18 protein-coding genes are annotated in these 14,096 nt (G+C 68.8%); 2 read left to right on the top strand and 16 right to left on the bottom strand.

The window, feature by feature from the left end; translation table 11 throughout:
• Positions 1–116 precede the first annotated feature (116 nt).
• Both RN901_RS09725 and RN901_RS09720 read left to right on the top strand, forming a co-directional pair.
• Positions 117–344, top strand: a complete 228-nt coding sequence (locus tag RN901_RS09725) for a hypothetical protein (RefSeq protein WP_310758078.1) — start codon at positions 117–119, stop codon at positions 342–344.
• On the top strand, positions 326–970 hold the full coding sequence (locus RN901_RS09720; RefSeq protein ID WP_310758077.1) for an HmuY family protein: 645 nt from the start codon (positions 326–328) through the stop codon (positions 968–970). The genes RN901_RS09725 and RN901_RS09720 overlap by 19 nt, the downstream gene beginning before the upstream one ends.
• On the opposite strand, the gene hemC is transcribed toward RN901_RS09720, so the two are convergent.
• The 16 genes from hemC to RN901_RS09640 form a co-directional block, all read right to left on the bottom strand.
• A complete protein-coding gene (gene hemC, locus RN901_RS09715) occupies positions 960–1,922 on the bottom strand; it encodes a hydroxymethylbilane synthase (protein ID WP_310758076.1) in 963 nt (320 codons plus the stop codon). The two genes, RN901_RS09720 and hemC, sit on opposite strands and share 11 nt — an antisense overlap.
• Complete coding sequence (locus RN901_RS09710; RefSeq protein ID WP_310758075.1) at positions 1,919–3,517, bottom strand: class I adenylate-forming enzyme family protein; 1,599 nt, start codon at positions 3,515–3,517, stop codon at positions 1,919–1,921. The genes hemC and RN901_RS09710 overlap by 4 nt, the downstream gene beginning before the upstream one ends.
• Complete coding sequence (locus RN901_RS09705; RefSeq protein WP_310758074.1) at positions 3,514–3,738, bottom strand: hypothetical protein; 225 nt, start codon at positions 3,736–3,738, stop codon at positions 3,514–3,516. Before RN901_RS09705 ends, RN901_RS09710 begins: the two co-directional genes overlap by 4 nt.
• Positions 3,735–5,075: a divalent metal cation transporter gene (locus tag RN901_RS09700; protein WP_310758073.1), complete on the bottom strand. Its 1,341-nt coding sequence runs from the start codon at positions 5,073–5,075 to the stop codon at positions 3,735–3,737. The genes RN901_RS09705 and RN901_RS09700 overlap by 4 nt, the downstream gene beginning before the upstream one ends.
• Positions 5,072–6,082 (bottom strand): zinc-binding dehydrogenase, encoded by a 1,011-nt coding sequence (locus RN901_RS09695; RefSeq protein WP_310758072.1) that lies wholly within the window; start codon positions 6,080–6,082, stop codon positions 5,072–5,074. The genes RN901_RS09700 and RN901_RS09695 overlap by 4 nt, the downstream gene beginning before the upstream one ends.
• Positions 6,083–6,086: 4 nt before the next feature.
• Positions 6,087–6,527, bottom strand: coding sequence for a PaaI family thioesterase (locus RN901_RS09690; RefSeq protein ID WP_310758071.1), 441 nt, complete (start codon positions 6,525–6,527; stop codon positions 6,087–6,089).
• Positions 6,524–8,251 carry a Na(+)/H(+) antiporter subunit D gene (locus RN901_RS09685; RefSeq protein ID WP_310758070.1) on the bottom strand — a complete coding sequence of 576 codons (1,728 nt, stop codon included), beginning with the start codon at positions 8,249–8,251 and terminating at the stop codon, positions 6,524–6,526. Before RN901_RS09685 ends, RN901_RS09690 begins: the two co-directional genes overlap by 4 nt.
• Complete coding sequence (locus RN901_RS09680) at positions 8,241–8,552, bottom strand: hypothetical protein (RefSeq protein ID WP_310758069.1); 312 nt, start codon at positions 8,550–8,552, stop codon at positions 8,241–8,243. The genes RN901_RS09685 and RN901_RS09680 overlap by 11 nt, the downstream gene beginning before the upstream one ends.
• Positions 8,553–8,555: 3 nt before the next feature.
• A complete protein-coding gene (locus tag RN901_RS09675; RefSeq protein WP_345782377.1) occupies positions 8,556–10,022 on the bottom strand; it encodes a monovalent cation/H+ antiporter subunit D family protein in 1,467 nt (488 codons plus the stop codon).
• Positions 10,019–11,509, bottom strand: a complete 1,491-nt coding sequence (locus tag RN901_RS09670; protein ID WP_310758068.1) for a monovalent cation/H+ antiporter subunit D family protein — start codon at positions 11,507–11,509, stop codon at positions 10,019–10,021. The genes RN901_RS09675 and RN901_RS09670 overlap by 4 nt, the downstream gene beginning before the upstream one ends.
• Positions 11,506–11,877 (bottom strand): cation:proton antiporter subunit C, encoded by a 372-nt coding sequence (locus tag RN901_RS09665; RefSeq protein ID WP_310758067.1) that lies wholly within the window; start codon positions 11,875–11,877, stop codon positions 11,506–11,508. Before RN901_RS09665 ends, RN901_RS09670 begins: the two co-directional genes overlap by 4 nt.
• A complete protein-coding gene (locus RN901_RS09660; RefSeq protein WP_310758066.1) occupies positions 11,874–12,296 on the bottom strand; it encodes a Na(+)/H(+) antiporter subunit B in 423 nt (140 codons plus the stop codon). The genes RN901_RS09665 and RN901_RS09660 overlap by 4 nt, the downstream gene beginning before the upstream one ends.
• Entirely contained in the window at positions 12,293–12,787 is a 495-nt protein-coding gene (locus RN901_RS09655; RefSeq protein ID WP_345782376.1) for a DUF4040 domain-containing protein, read from the bottom strand. The genes RN901_RS09660 and RN901_RS09655 overlap by 4 nt, the downstream gene beginning before the upstream one ends.
• A 71-nt stretch (positions 12,788–12,858) precedes the next feature.
• Complete coding sequence (mnhG, locus tag RN901_RS09650; RefSeq protein WP_310758065.1) at positions 12,859–13,182, bottom strand: monovalent cation/H(+) antiporter subunit G; 324 nt, start codon at positions 13,180–13,182, stop codon at positions 12,859–12,861.
• Positions 13,179–13,460, bottom strand: a complete 282-nt coding sequence (locus RN901_RS09645; protein ID WP_310758064.1) for a monovalent cation/H+ antiporter complex subunit F — start codon at positions 13,458–13,460, stop codon at positions 13,179–13,181. Before RN901_RS09645 ends, mnhG begins: the two co-directional genes overlap by 4 nt.
• Positions 13,457–13,936: a Na+/H+ antiporter subunit E gene (locus RN901_RS09640; RefSeq protein ID WP_310758063.1), complete on the bottom strand. Its 480-nt coding sequence runs from the start codon at positions 13,934–13,936 to the stop codon at positions 13,457–13,459. Before RN901_RS09640 ends, RN901_RS09645 begins: the two co-directional genes overlap by 4 nt.
• Between the last annotated feature and the right edge of the window lie 160 nt (positions 13,937–14,096).

The raw sequence follows: 14,096 nt of genomic DNA, 5'->3' as shown, positions 1-14,096 counted from the left end.
GCTCCCACCGGGCCGGTGAAGGGTCAACAGCGTCACCGAGACGAAGTTTCGAGGTTCGCCCCGCCATCGTACGATGTGTGACAGTTCTACCGCCGTCCACCGTGAACGGACGTCTCATGTCGATCATCGGCTTTCACCGCTTCCTCATCGCCACGGCCATCGTTTTCTGCGCCGTGTTCGCCGCGTGGGAGTTCCGGATCTTCGCGAGCGCCGGCAACCTCGGGGCGCTCGCGCTCGGAGTGATCTTCGCGCTCCTGGCGGCCGGTCTGGCCTACTATCTCGCCAACCTGGCCAGGTTCCTGAGCGGCGCGCGGCACGACTCTCCATGGCAACGGGGGCGGTGAGGCGCGAGGAACGGGCGGGCGGAAGCCGGCCGGTCGTGTTGTACGCCGCGGGTGCCGCGTTCCTGTTCGTCATCGTCGTCGTCGTGGCCGGCTCGTTCGTGAGGCCCGATCCGCTGACGTTCATCCCCACGCCCATCGCCCCGCAGCCTCCATTGGCTGGGTTCGTGGTGGACACCGTGACGATCGATGCGCGGGACGGCTCGCGATGGGTCCACTTCGACTTCGACAAGAGGAGCGCGGTCGATGGGCCGCTCGCGGGCTGGGATCTCGCCCTCAACCGGTACCACGTGGTCGTGAACGGCGGAACCGGATACCCGGGGGCCGGCGGGGCCATCACCATCGGTGCGCCGTGGGAGGCCGTGACCGAGGCTCCGGCGTCCGGCTACGCGACGACGGAGGGTGCGCTGGGGGATGGCCCGGCGACGCCCGGACTCGAACGCTGGTATCGGTACGGGTTCTTCTCCCACCTACTCGAACCGAAGGATGAGACGTATGTGATCCGGACCGCGGAGGGGCGTTACGCGAAGCTGAGGATCCTGAGCTACTACTGCCCGCAGGCGACGCCGGGATGCGTGACCCTCGTGTACGGATACCAGGGAGACGGTTCGCGTCGCCTCACGGGCTGAGCCGCCGCGCCCGCTCCACGAGGCGGGCCGCCCCCGCCTCCAGCATGTGCTCCGCCAGGCGCCGCCCGAGCGCGACGGCCGCTGCGGCGGACCCCGTCTCGGCGGCTTCGACCGGCGGGCCACCGTCCACGTCGTAGACGGCCGCGCGGAGGAGCAGGTCTTCCCCCCGCAGCGACGCGCGGGCCGCGATGGGGACCCGGCACCCCCCCTCGAGCGCCGCCAGGAGCGCCCGTTCCGCTGTCACCTCCTGACGGGCGGTCGGATCGTCGAGCGCTCGCACGCGGGTGGCCATGCCGTCCTGGCCGGCTCGACACTGGAGCCCGAGCGCACCCTGTCCGGGGGCCGGCAGCCAGCCATCGTCCAGGACGTATGCGCCGCGGGGCCACAGGCCCAGGCGCCGGAGCCCGGCCGCCGCCAGGATCAAGGCCTCGAAGCGACCGTCCTCCAGCTTGCGGAGCCGGGTGTCGACGTTCCCGCGGATCGGCCGCGGGTCGAGGTCGGTTCGGGCGGCGAGCAGTTGCGCGGCGCGGCGCAGCGATGACGTGCCGACGCGCGCGCCGGCGGGCAGACGTCGCAGGAGGCGGCAGCCGTCCGCGTCCCGCGGCGCGGAAACCACCGAATCGCGGATGACGAGCACGTCGCGTGGATCTTCCCGGGAAGGGACGGCGCCCAGCATCAATCCATCGGGAAGGTCCGCCGGAAGGTCCTTCAGGGAATGCACCGCAACGTCGATGTCTCCCTCCCGGAGCGCGCGTTCGAGGTCTTCCGTGAACAGCCCCTTGCCCCCGATCTCCGGAAGCGGCGTCCCGGGATCCCGGTCCCCGGCGGTGGAGATGAACCGGTATTCGATGGGCACCTCCGGCCAGCGTTCGCGCAGCCGTTCTCCCACCCAGGTCGCCTGCACCCGCGACAGGGGGGACCGCCGCGCCCCGACCACGAGCGGCGGGTTCACTCCGCGTCCGCTTCCGCGTGTCCGAGCACGCCGAGAATCGCCGCCCGGTCGACCTTCCCCACCCCCGTGAGCGGCATCTCCTCCACGATCGCGATGCATCTGGGGTGCGCGTACGCGGGCCCCCGCTCGAGCGTGTACCGCTTGAGCGCTTCGGCCGTGACGCTCGCCCCCGTGCCGAGCGTGACCGCCGCGGCCGGGACCGCACCCTTCAGGGCGTGGGGCACGGGTACGACGGCCGCGTCGAGGACATCCGGATGGGACAGCAGCAGGTCCTCCACCTCCTTCGGATAGATGTTCTCGCCACCGGAGTTGAACATGTCGTCGGTGCGGCCGCGGAAGTAGTAGAAGCCCTCTCCGTCCCGGAAGAAGAGATCGCCCGTGGCGAGCCAGCCGTCCCGGATTCGAGCCGCGTTCACCTCGGGGAGGTTGTGATAGCCGGTGGTGACGCCGGGATTCCGGACCCACAGCTCTCCGTATTCGGGGTTTGCGCTGCCGTCGCGCACGAGCTTGATCTCTCCCTCCGGCCACGCCGCGCCACAGCTTCCCCTCGGCGTCGGGCGTCCGTCGGGCGCCGGCCCGATCATGACCGGCCCGCCTTCGGTGAGCCCGTAGCTCTCGCCGACTTCGACGTCGAACGCCCGCTCGACCGCGCGCATCAGTTCGGGCTGCACCGGGGCGGACCCCAGCGTGACCTTCCGAAGTGCCGAGAAATCCAGCTCCGCGATCAGATCCGCGTGATCGAGGGCCATCGCGAACACGGCGGGGACGGCGCCGACCTGCGTGCAGCGGTACTCGCTGAGGGTCCGCAGGAAGGATTCCGGGGAGAAGCCCGGCAGGACGACGACCGAGGCCCCGGCCTGCAGCAAGGGCTTTACAGCCCCGGCCATCGCGTTCTTGTGGTAGAAGGGGACGGCGACGAGAGCCCGGTCGCCGGGGTCGGACGGCCAGTACTTCCGCAGACAGCGCACCCACCAGAGTTGTCCTTCATGGGAAAGGACGACGCCTTTCGGCCTGCCGGTCGATCCCGACGTGTAGGGTTGAAATGCCGGGTGGCCGGCGCCGAGCCGCGGCGGATCGAACCGGGCTGACGATCCGGCGAGGGCGCTCTCGTAGTCGAGCCAGCCGGCGCCTCCCCCCTCGAGCTTCCGGCCCGCGCGGCCCACGTCCCACCGTCTCTCGATCCCCGACCGTTCGACGACCGCGGCCGAGCGCCCCGTCACCGCGGTCTCGACGAACGCGGCGCGGCAAGCCGCGTCTCGCACGATATAGGCGAGCGACGCCTCCGACAGCTTGAAGTTGAGGGGTACCGGGACAGCCCCGCAGCGCATTCCCCCGAAGAGGATTTCGACGAATTCGAAGCGGTTGCCGACGCTCAGCGCGAAGCGGTCGCCCATCCCGATGCCGGCATCCGAGAGGAGGTTGGCCACGCGATCCATCCGCTCGTCGAGTTCGGCGTACGTGACCTCGCGGGGGACGGAATGCGACAGGTCGATCAGCGCGACCCGGTTCGGGAAGGCGTCGGAGGCGTCGCGAAGCCAGTATCCGAGGTTGGCATCGCGGTCGCGGGGGGTGGCGGCCGGCGCGGGGCCGGTCACTCGCCCGAACCCCGGGACCGCGCGGGACGTGCGAGGGCGGAGATGCAGGCGGCCGTCGCCGCGCTGCCAACGACGACCCAGGTCCAGCCGCTTCCCGTCCGCATGACCGACGAGACACCCCACAGCGCCACCGCGTTCGCGGCCAGATTGAGGACAAGTCCCCAGACGCGCCCCGACCACGGTCCGACGCGTCGTTCGAGAAACCGGTCGACCATGCTCATCGCCACCATCCCAGCCGGTTGAAGACGTACGTGACGGCGATGGCGTTCAGGAGCGTCACCTGCAGCAGGATGCCGACGTTCCACAGGTACGACCTGCATCGGTCCGCGCCAAGAAGCTCGCGGTCGTTCAGCAGGAGGTACATCGACCATCCGACGACGTTGTTCGCCAGCGAGAGAAACGCCGCGATCGCGATCACGAGCCAGACCGGACGGGCGTTCCAGGCGGCGAGGAAGGCGACCTGCGGCAGCAGCGCACTGACCTTCCAGCGCCACGACGACGTGTCGGGCTCCCAGCCGAAGGCCTCGTGGACCGCCATCGCCCCGGCCAGGCTCATCCCGACGGTCGTCGTGATCGGCACGGCCAGGAAACCCGCGTAAAACAGGATCTGCGACCAGGTGGGCCCGAGGAGGGGCATGAGCGCGGCCGCCAGTTCGGGCGCCGAGTCCGGCGTGATCCCTTGAGGGAACAGCGTCGCCGCGAACACTCCGATGATCAGGAAGTTGATGACCACGAACGGGAGGAAAAGCCCGGCGATCAGATCGAAGCGGGCCAGGGATTCGTGCCTCCGCCCCCAGCCCCGGCCGAGTCCCGCGTAATGGAAGAACACCCAGTCCATGACGCCGACGGCCGCCGCGGACGACGCGATGAAGAGGTCCAGACCCTCACCCCCGCCGGGCAGCCACGGCACGAAAAAGCCACGTGCCGCCGCGCTCCAGTCCACGCCCACAAGCAGCAGGACGGCTCCGAAAGCGAGGATCATGACGGCGATGCCGCCCTTCATGACCGCCTCGACGAGCCGCGTCCCCCTGCCGCCTCGACGCCCATAGCTGAGGATGAGCCAGCTCGTGACCGCGCAGTAGATGAGCCAGTTGTACTCGGCGGGGAACGCGAAGCCGGCGAACGGCGCCAGCGACTCGATGAGATGGGTGCCGAGCGCGACCTGGCCGAAGTTGAAGATCACGGCGACCGCGGCGGTGCCCACGAGTCCGGTCATCAGCGACCCGATGACCCACGAGTGACGCCGGTTCTGGACCGGAATGACGCGGAAGCCGCCTCGGCAGGTGAAGCGGGCCATCGCGGCCATCATGAACAGGCCCAGACCCGCGCTCAGCCAGATGAGCCACAGGGTGCGGTAGCCGAACGTGGCGCCCGACAGCATCGAGGACGTGAGCGTACCGGCGCCGAGGGTGAGCGCCGCCCCCATGAACCCCGGCCCGGCCAGACGGGCGTACCCGCCGAGCTTCCGGTGCGCCGGCGCGCCGGCGAGCTCCGCCAGCCGGTCGGCTTCGGCGTCCAGGACCGCCCGCGGGATCTTGCGGGCGATCGGATAGTTCACGGGGTCAGAATCGATTTTCCGAATACCGCCCGCTCCATGAGTTCGCACATCGCCGTGCGGATCTCGTCGACCGGACGGACGGCGTGGATCACCGGGTCGAGGTCGCCGCCGGCCACCATGTCGAGCAGACGCGCCAGCCCCTCGCGGCTCCATCCGTCCGATCCGATGATCGACTGCTCGAAGCTCCAGATGTAGCGGATGTCGGTGCGTGGGTCGTAGCCGGCGGTCGCGCCGCAGGTGACCATGCGGCCCTGGAAGCGCAGCGCCTTCAGGCTGTCGGCCCACGTGGGCCCGCCGATGTAGTTGATCACCACGTCCACGCCGCCGGCGTCGGGATCGTGGTAGCGGGGCCGGCCCGCGATCGCCCGCACCTGCCTCACGAGTTCGGCGGAGCCCGAGGGCAGAACATGATCCGCGCCCAGCGCCTGGAGCCGTTCCAGCTTCCAGCGGGAACCGCCGGTGGCGATGACCCGCGCTCCGATGCGCTTGCAGAGCTGGACGCAGCAGCAGCCCACGCCGCCCGTCGCGCCCAGGATCAGCACGGTCTCGCCCGGCTGTACCCGGGCCCGGTGCTCGATCATGCGCAGCGCCGTACCGTACGCGACCGGGAGGGCGGCGGCCTGTTCGAACGCGACGCCGTCGGGAATCGGCAGCAGGTTCTCGAGAGGGACGGCAAGGTACTCCGAGGCCGCGCCGGGGGCCTTCTCGCCCAGCATGCCGCGGCTCTCGAGCAACGGGTCGATCATGACGCGGTCCCCGACCTGCCGTCCGGCTGCGTCCGTCCCGGGTCCGAAACCCGCGATCTCTCCGGCCGCGTCACCGCACGGCGTCATGGGGAGCGGGACCCGCAGCCCCGTCGTGCCGCCGAGCATCATCGGATCGAAGCCGTTCAGCCCGCAGGCCCGGATCCGGACCAGGGCTTCCCCGGACGCGGGTTCGGGGTCCGGGACCTCGCCCACGTGGAGTTGATCGGCGTCGCCGTGGGCGTCGTAGAGAACCGCCTTCACCGCATCAGCCCGCCAGCGACGAGTAGGTCCCGCGTCCCACCGCGCAGAGGCGCCCCTGGTCGTCGTGCACGTCGACGTCCGACACCGAGATCGTGCGGCCGTAGCGCCGCAGGCGGGCCGTGGCCAGCAGGTACGGGCCGGTGCAGGGGCGCAGGTAGTCGACCCGCAGCGAGATGGTCGGAACCCCGCCCCCGGCTCGCACGGCGACGACCATGTCCCCGGCGATGTCGATCAGCGAGGCGACCGGACCGCCGTGGTACATCGTGCCGTCGCGGGTAAGGTCGGGACGCATGGTCATCCGGAGGACGGCGGTGTCGTCGCCCAGGTCTTCAAGCGTGACGCCGAGCGCGACGATCGCCTCCGAGTCGGCGAGGATGGACTCGATCAGGGCCCTGGCGCTCGAACTCCGAGCCCCGTCCATCCGCACCGCACCGGACTCCGTCATGGCGGCGGGAGGGCGCTCGTGCCGGGCGTACTTGCGTAGTAGAGGAGCAGGAATACCAGGAGCAGGATGGCGACCCAGATGACGTTGGTGCCGGTGGGCCAGGTGCGCCCCAACACGCCGCTCGGGCCCATGTAGCGCCGCGCCGATCCGATCACGTCCCCGGCCGCGACCACGGTGCGCGCCGCGACGGCAGCCCGCAGCCGCGACGCGACGCCTCCGGCGGCGAGCGCCAGTCCCCTGCCGAAGCGGCGATAGAACCAGTCCGCATCCAGATTCGTCGAGGGCAGCTCGTGCGGCTCACGGTCGGAGAGCCGGAGCCACACGAAGGCGAGCACGGCGAAGAAGAGCAGTTGCAGCTGGCTGATCACGTGCGCGGAGGTGAACGGCACGTACGTCACCTCGTACGGCAGGTTCGGATACAGGAACCAGGTCGGGAACGTCCCGTTGAAGACGCACAGGAAGGCCGCCATCCCCATCGCGATGAGCATGCTCGTCGGCGCCTCCTTCGTGCGGATCCCGGAATCGGGCCCGAAGAAGCCGTAGAACGGGATCTTGATCCCCGCGTGGTGCAGCACGCCGGCGGAGGCGAAGAGGAGGAAGAGCCACACGATATCGAGGTTCTGCTCCAGCGCGGCCGCCATCACCATCGACTTGCTCACGAACCCGCTGAAGAGCGGGAAGGCGGAGATGGAGGCGGCGCCGACGATGCACAGCGCCGCCGTCTTCGGCATGCTCTTGTAGAGGCCGCCCAGCTCACTGCACTTCGTCGTCCCCGCACGGTAGAGCAACGCCCCCGTCGACATGAAGAGGAGTCCCTTGAAGAGGACGTCGTTGAAGGCGTGCGCGACCGCCCCGTTCACGGCCATCTCGGTGCCGATCCCGACGCCGCACACCATGAAGCCGATCTGGTTGATCATGCTGTAGCCGAGCACTCGGCGCAGATCATTCTCGATCACGGCGTAGAAGATCGGGAACATCGTCATGACGACGCCGACCCAGATCAGCAGATCTTCGCCCTGGTATCCCCGCGCCAGGGCGTATACGGCGACCTTGGTCGTGAACGCGCTCAGAAAGACGGCGCCGCTGTAGGTGGCCTCGGGATAGGCGTCCGTAAGCCAGTTGTGGAGCAACGGGAAGGCCGCCTTGATCCCGATGCCCAGCAGGATGAGCTTCGTGCCCAGCGTCTCCGTCCCCAGATGGTCGAAGGCGACGGACCCCGTGGCCCGCGCGTGGGCGATGATCCCGGCGAGCAGGATGACGCCCGACCCGACCTGGACGATGAGGTAGCGCATCCCCGCCCGGTAGGAACGTTCCGTGCCGCGCGCCCATACGAGGAAGACGGAACTCAACGCCAGAAGCTCCCAGAACACGAAGAGCGTGATCAGGTCGCCGGCCTGGACGGCTCCCACGGCGGCGCCGGCGTAGACCAGCGCCGCGGCATCTTCCAGCGCGCTTCCTCCGCGCCGCGCGAAGATGAGCCCGATGAAGGCCGCGATGTGGAAGAGCCAGCCGAAGATCCGGCTCAGCCCGTCGATCCGGACGAGGGTCAGCTCGTACGAGAAGATCGAGACCTGCCCGAACTCCCCCTCCCCAAGCGCAAGAAGCGCGGCGAGGCTCGCGGCGGGCAGGAGGAGGACCCAGCCCGTGCGCGCACGGCCCCGGAAGAGCGGCACGAAGAGCGCCCCCAGGATCATGACCGCGGCGGGAGGGAGGCTACCGATCATAGTAGTCCTCGTCCCGCATCACGCCCTTTCGGAGCAGCTTCGCCGTGTAGACGATCGCCGTGTAGGCCAGGAAGCCGTAGACGGCGTAGAACTCGGGGAAGCCCTCCCAGTCGCGCTCCGGGTGGCGCAGTTCCGGCCATCCCATCCGCATCTGGACGAAGTTGACGAGATCGAGCGCGACGACCACCGCGCAGATGACGATCAGGATCGCAATCAGGCGCTTCCAGCGCCTCGGGTCGTCGAAGTAGTGCCGGCCCCGATCCTTCACCGGTCCGCCCGTGTCGTGCTTGTCCGAGGCCATGGCTTACCCTCCGCCCAGGGGGACGAGCAGGCGATACACATCGTCCGCGAGGAAGAAGAGGACGATGCAGCCGAGCGCCGTGAACGAGAGCGCCGCGACGCAGAACGCCGGCGCCTCCTTGAAGCGCGGCGGGTCCGACCCATCGGCGGGCTTCGAGAAGAACGCCCGGATGGGGATCGGGACGAGGTACGCGATGTTCAGCAGCGAACTGACCATGAGGACGGCGACGAAGAGGATCTGCCCGGCGTCCAGCGCGCCGAGCGCGAGATACCACTTGCTCCAGCTCCCGCCGAGGGGCGGGACGCCGATGACGCTGAGGGCCCCGATGAGGAACGCCGCCATCGTGATCGGCATGGCGCGGCCCAGCCCGCGCATGTCGCTGATTTCCGTCTTGTGCGCCGCCACGTAGATCGCGCCGGCGCAGAAGAAGAGGGTGATCTTGCCGAAGGCGTGCATCAGGATGTGCATGCTGCCGCCGACGACCCCCCAGGCATTCGCGAGCGCCGCCCCGAGGACGATGTACGATAGCTGGCTCACCGTGGAGTAGGCGAGGCGCCGCTTGAGGTTGTCCTGCGCCATGGCGACGAGCGAGCCCGCGATGACCGTGAAGCCGGCGGCGTACATGAGCCAGACGCTGATCCCCGTCGTGGTCAGCAGGTCGAGGCCGAAGACGTAGATGACGACCTTCATGATCGTGAATACGCCGGCCTTCACGACCGCGACCGCGTGCAGGAGCGCGCTCACCGGCGTCGGCGCCACCATGGCGGCGGGAAGCCAGCGGTGGACCGGCATGAGGGCGGCCTTCCCCGTTCCGAAGACGAAGAGCGCGAGCAGGACGAGGAGGACGCCGTCGCTCGCCCGTCCGGCCAGAATCCCCCCGACGCGGAAGTCGAGCGTGCCCGCGAGGACCCAGGTCCACGCCACCGCGAGGAGGAGAAAGGCGACGGAAGTGGTGACGAGGATCCCCAGGTACGTGCGGGCGCCCTTCATCGCCTTCGGCGTCCCGTGGTGCGAGACGAGCGGGTAGGTCGAGAGCGTCAGCACCTCGTAGAACAGGAACAGCGTGAGCAGGTTGCCCGCGAGCGCCACGCCCATGGCGGCGCAGATGGAGACCGCGAAGCAGACGTAGAACCGCGTCTGGTGCGCCTCCCCGTGTCCCCGCATGTAGCCGATCGAATAGAGCGAAGTGACGATCCAGAGCCCCGAGGCCACCAGGGCGAAGAGCATGCCGAGGGGTTCCAGCCGGAGGACGAGGGAGAGGCCGCCGGGGAGCAGCCGCACCATCAGGACCCCGGGGGTCGTGCCGGCGAGGACGTGCGGCAGGAGCGACGCGACCAACCAGAAGAGCGCCGCGCCGGTGGCGAGCGTCACGGCTTCCCGGACGTTGGGCCAGCGACCGACCGTCGCGATGAGCACGGCGCCGGCGAGCGGAATCACCAGCGCCCAGTACATCGGAACCATGCCGCTCACGGGAGCCCTCGCAGCACGGCCTCGGCCGCCTGCTCAGCCACGCCCGCGGAGTATGCCGTATAGATGCCGAAGAACACCGTGGCCCCGAGCAGCACCCAGGTCGGAACGAGCATGGCGAGCGGGGCCTCGCGCGCCTCGCGCGACCGCTCGCTCGGTTCATGGAAGAAGGCGGTCTCGACCACGCGCCACACGTAGACGAGCGCGAGGAGCGAACTGAGGAGCAGGAGGACGGCGACGAAGAGGCTGTGCTGTTCCAGTGCGGCCTGGATGAGGTACCACTTGCTGATGAAGCCGGCCGTCGCCGGCACCCCGATGAGGCCGAGACCTCCGAGCGCCCACGCGGCCATCGTCCACGGCATCGCGCGCCCGATCCCTGCCATGTCATCGAGGTCGACGGAGTGCAGCCGCAGCATCACGCACCCCATCGCCATGAAGAGGCCGCCCTTGATGAGCGCGTGGTTGAACAGATGGACGATGCCGCCCGTGAGTCCCGTCGCGGTCGCGAAGCTGATGCCGAGCACCATGTAGCCGATCTGCGCGACCGAGGAGTAGGCGAGCATGCGTTTCACGTTGCGCTGGAAGATCGCCGCCGTGGAGGCGACGAAGATCCCGGCCAGGGCCAGCGGCATGAGCGCGCGTCCAAGCCCGAGCTGTTCGAAGGAGAACTCGAGGCCGAACACGCTGAACATGAAGCGCAGCAGGATGTAGACGGAGACTTTCGTGGCCGTGGCCGCGATGAAGGCGCTCACCACCGATGGCGCGTACGCGTAGGCGTTCGGCAGCCAGACGTGGAGGGGGAAGAGCGCCATCTTGAGCGCGATCCCCACGGTGAGGAAGCCGAAGGCGACCAGCGCGGTCCGCACGCCTTCGACGGCGGGAAGCCGCTCCGCCATGTCCGCCATGTTCAGCGTGCCGGTCATCTGGTACATGAGACCGATGCCGATGAGGATGAACGTGGCCCCGATCGTGCCCATCACCAGGTATTGGAACGCCGCGGGCAGCGCCTGCCGGCGGCCCCCGAGCGCGATGAGTGCGTAGGAGGAGAGCGCCGAGACCTCGAGGAAGACGAACACGTTGAACAGGTCGCCGGTGATCGCGATGCCGAGCAGCCCCGTGAGGCAGAGGAGATAGAGGGTGCAGAAGAGATAGTGCCGGCTGGCCGGAATCTCGTCGGTGAGGGAGCGTGGCGCGTAGGTCAGGACGAGGGCGGCGATCCCGGACACGAAGAGGAGGACGAAGGCGGCAAGCGCGTCGACCCGGTACTCGATCCCCCACGGCGCCGCCCAGCCCCCCAGTGCGTAGCTGATGACGCCCGCCTCGAGCACGTCGCCGAGAAGGGCGACGGAAACCAGGAACGTGAGCCAGCACACGCCCATCGCGAACGGGAGAACCAGCGAGCGCCGCCGCAGGATGATGCAGAGGGGCGCCGCGAGCATCGGGATGACGACCTGCAGGACCGGCAACTGCGCCTGGATCGCCTCGATCATCGCGCCTCGTCCTGCTCGTAGATCTCATCCTCCTCGATGGTCTCGTACGCCTCGCGGATGCGCACGACGAGCGAGAGCGCGACGGAGGTCGTCGCCACGCCCACGACGATTGCGGTGAGGATGAGGACGCTCGGGAGCGGATTGCTGTAGACCTCCAGCCCCTCGTCCGTGATCGGCGCCGTCCCCCCGCTCACCTTCCCGACCGTGATGTAGAACAGGAAGACGGAGGTCTGGAAGATGTTGAGCCCGATGACCTTCTTGATGAGGTTGCCGCGCGAAATGACGATGTAGAACCCCATCATCATCAGGAAGATGACGACCCAGTAGTTGTAGAGGCCGAGGACGGCGTCGACGACGGTCTCGGTCATGCCCGCCCTCGTCCGGCGAAGGTCGAATAGACCGCGATCATCACCGCGGCGACGGTCATCCCGACGCCCAGCTCGACGACGAGAATTCCGTAGTGCTGCCCGTCGGCGGCGTACGCGGGGTTCAAAGCGTCGTAGTCGAGGAAGTTCCCGCCCATGAGCATCGTCACGACGCCGGTGCCCGCGTAGACGAGCACGCCGGTCGCGATGACGAGTTCGATCATGCGGGCCGGAGCGACGCGGCGTACCGCGGTGAGCCCGAAGATGAGCCCGTAGAGCACGAAGCCGGCCGCGAAGATCACGCCCGCCTGGAAGCCGCCGCCCGGACCGTAATCGCCGTGGAACTGCACGTAGAGCGCGAAGAGGAGGACGTACGGCAGCAGGAGCTTGCTGACGACCCGCAGGATCGTGTGGTCCGTCATCCCGCGTCCTCCTCTCCTCCGCCCATGGGGCGGCGTTTGCGGCTCCCGCGCAGGAGAGCCAGCACGGCGATCCCGGCGGTGAAGATCACGACGGTCTCGCCGAGCGTGTCGTAGCCTCGGTAACTCGCGAGTACCGCCGTGACCACGTTCGGCACGTGGATGTCGTGCTCCGTGCGCTCGACGTAGGACGGATGCGGGTAGTTGCTGGCCGGAGCCTCGGGATCGCCGAAGTGCGGCATGTCCAGCGTCCCGTAGACGAGGGCCGCCCCGGTGACAGCGACGATGAGCAGCGGGAGCGCGGGTCGTCGAACGGGGGTCTTCGCCTTGCGCGTCGTCAGCGCGAGAGTGGCGAGCGCGAGGATGGTCGAGATCCCGGCGCCGACGGATGCCTCCGTGAAGGCGACATCGGGGGCATCGAGCAGGAGCATCCAGGAGGCGCCGAGGAAGCTGTAGATCCCCATCAGCATCACGGCCGCGAACAGGCCGCGCATGCGTACGACCGCGACGGCCGTCGCGCACAGAAGCGTGAGAAGGAGCGCCGTGACGATCTGGACCTCGAGGGCTACGAACTCGATGGCGCCTCCTCCGTCTCATCGACGCCCGGCCGAAGCCCGGTCTCGAGCGCCGCGTTCGCGAGCGCGTGAGTGGACGTGGGGCTCGTGGTCCAGAGCAGGACGAGGATCGCGAGGAGCTTCACCGCCACGATCCAGTCGGGCGACAGGAACATCAGCCCCGTCAGAATCAGCCCCGCCCCCAGCGTGTCCGTGATCCCCGCTCCGTGGATGCGACAGAAGAAATCGGGCAGGCGGACGATGCCGATCCCGCCGATGACCGCGAAGATCGCGCCGGCGATCACGAGTACGGAACTCACGATCTCGAGCGTCATGACGTTCTCTCGCGGTCCGGATCGGCGAAGTTCCCGTACTTGGAGAACCTGAGCACGGCGATGACGCCGATGAAGTTGATGAGGGCGTACACGAGTCCGAGGTCGAGGAAGTCCGGTCGGTCCGTCACGAACCCGATCACGGCGATCAGGAGGACCGTCTTCGTGCCGAACATGTTCAGCGCGAGAATGCGGTCGAAGACCGTCGGCCCCTTCCCCGCCCGCACGAGCGCGAGCCCCATTGTGACGATGATCGCGGCGACGGCGGCGGCGAGGATCATCCGGGCCCCTCGATCCGCGTGACCCGCCGGTCCATCTCGCCCGTGAGGACGCCTTCGGCCGCCTCCGCCGTCAGGGCGTGGACCGTGATGTGGTCGCCCTCCGTGTCGATCGTCACGGTGCCGGGCGTAAGCGTGATGGAGTTGGCGTATATGACGCGGCCGACATCCGTGCGCTGACCCGCACGCACGCGGATCACGCGGGGACGGATCGGCAGGCCCGGCTTCACGATGCGCAGGGCGACGTCAACGTTCGCCTTTACGATCTCGACAACGAGCCAGGGCAGGTAGCGGACGAGCCCCGCCGGGAGCTGGATCGGCAAACCCTCATCGTCGACGATCCGCATGCGGAGGGAGATGAAGACGACGAACGCGACCGACACGGCGCCGAGGCCCAGAAGCAGCGGCTTGTCGAAGTACCCCGACAGGAGGAGCCAGACGACCGCCAGGATGGCAACGAGACCGGCGGTGTAGGTCACAGGTTCGGCGTGGCGGGTCGAGCGGCTCGCGGCATGTTGGCGCCCGGACGTTGAGTGAAGGTTATCGGCCCGTGTGAACGATCGACCACAGAATGGCGAACTGATCGCGCGGGCGCGAGAGGGTCCCGCGGGAGGGGTTCCGACCGTCGACGCCGGTCAG

This window comes from Candidatus Palauibacter soopunensis (assembly GCF_947581735.1).
Lineage (GTDB): Bacteria > Gemmatimonadota > Gemmatimonadetes > Palauibacterales > Palauibacteraceae > Palauibacter > Palauibacter soopunensis.
The sequence above is the reverse complement of the archived record's forward strand: the minus strand, read 5'-3'. Positions and strand labels throughout refer to the sequence as shown.

Excerpts from the sequence above, each read along its gene's own strand:
- RN901_RS09705 (WP_310758074.1), bottom strand. The coding sequence starts at position 3,738 with ATGAGCATGGTCGACCGGTTTCTCGAACGACGCGTCGGACCGTGGTCG.
- RN901_RS09660 (WP_310758066.1), bottom strand. The coding sequence starts at position 12,296 with ATGACGGACCACACGATCCTGCGGGTCGTCAGCAAGCTCCTGCTGCCG.
- RN901_RS09665 (WP_310758067.1), bottom strand. The coding sequence starts at position 11,877 with ATGACCGAGACCGTCGTCGACGCCGTCCTCGGCCTCTACAACTACTGG.
- RN901_RS09720 (WP_310758077.1), top strand. The coding sequence starts at position 326 with ATGGCAACGGGGGCGGTGAGGCGCGAGGAACGGGCGGGCGGAAGCCGG.
- RN901_RS09685 (WP_310758070.1), bottom strand. The coding sequence starts at position 8,251 with ATGATCGGTAGCCTCCCTCCCGCCGCGGTCATGATCCTGGGGGCGCTC.
- RN901_RS09645 (WP_310758064.1), bottom strand. The coding sequence starts at position 13,460 with ATGATCCTCGCCGCCGCCGTCGCCGCGATCATCGTCACAATGGGGCTC.
- RN901_RS09725 (WP_310758078.1), top strand. The coding sequence starts at position 117 with ATGTCGATCATCGGCTTTCACCGCTTCCTCATCGCCACGGCCATCGTT.
- RN901_RS09655 (WP_345782376.1), bottom strand. The coding sequence starts at position 12,787 with ATGCGCGGCCTGTTCGCGGCCGTGATGCTGATGGGGATCTACAGCTTC.
- RN901_RS09670 (WP_310758068.1), bottom strand. The coding sequence starts at position 11,509 with ATGATCGAGGCGATCCAGGCGCAGTTGCCGGTCCTGCAGGTCGTCATC.
- mnhG (WP_310758065.1), bottom strand. The coding sequence starts at position 13,182 with ATGACGCTCGAGATCGTGAGTTCCGTACTCGTGATCGCCGGCGCGATC.
- RN901_RS09680 (WP_310758069.1), bottom strand. The coding sequence starts at position 8,552 with ATGGCCTCGGACAAGCACGACACGGGCGGACCGGTGAAGGATCGGGGC.
- RN901_RS09690 (WP_310758071.1), bottom strand. The coding sequence starts at position 6,527 with ATGACGGAGTCCGGTGCGGTGCGGATGGACGGGGCTCGGAGTTCGAGC.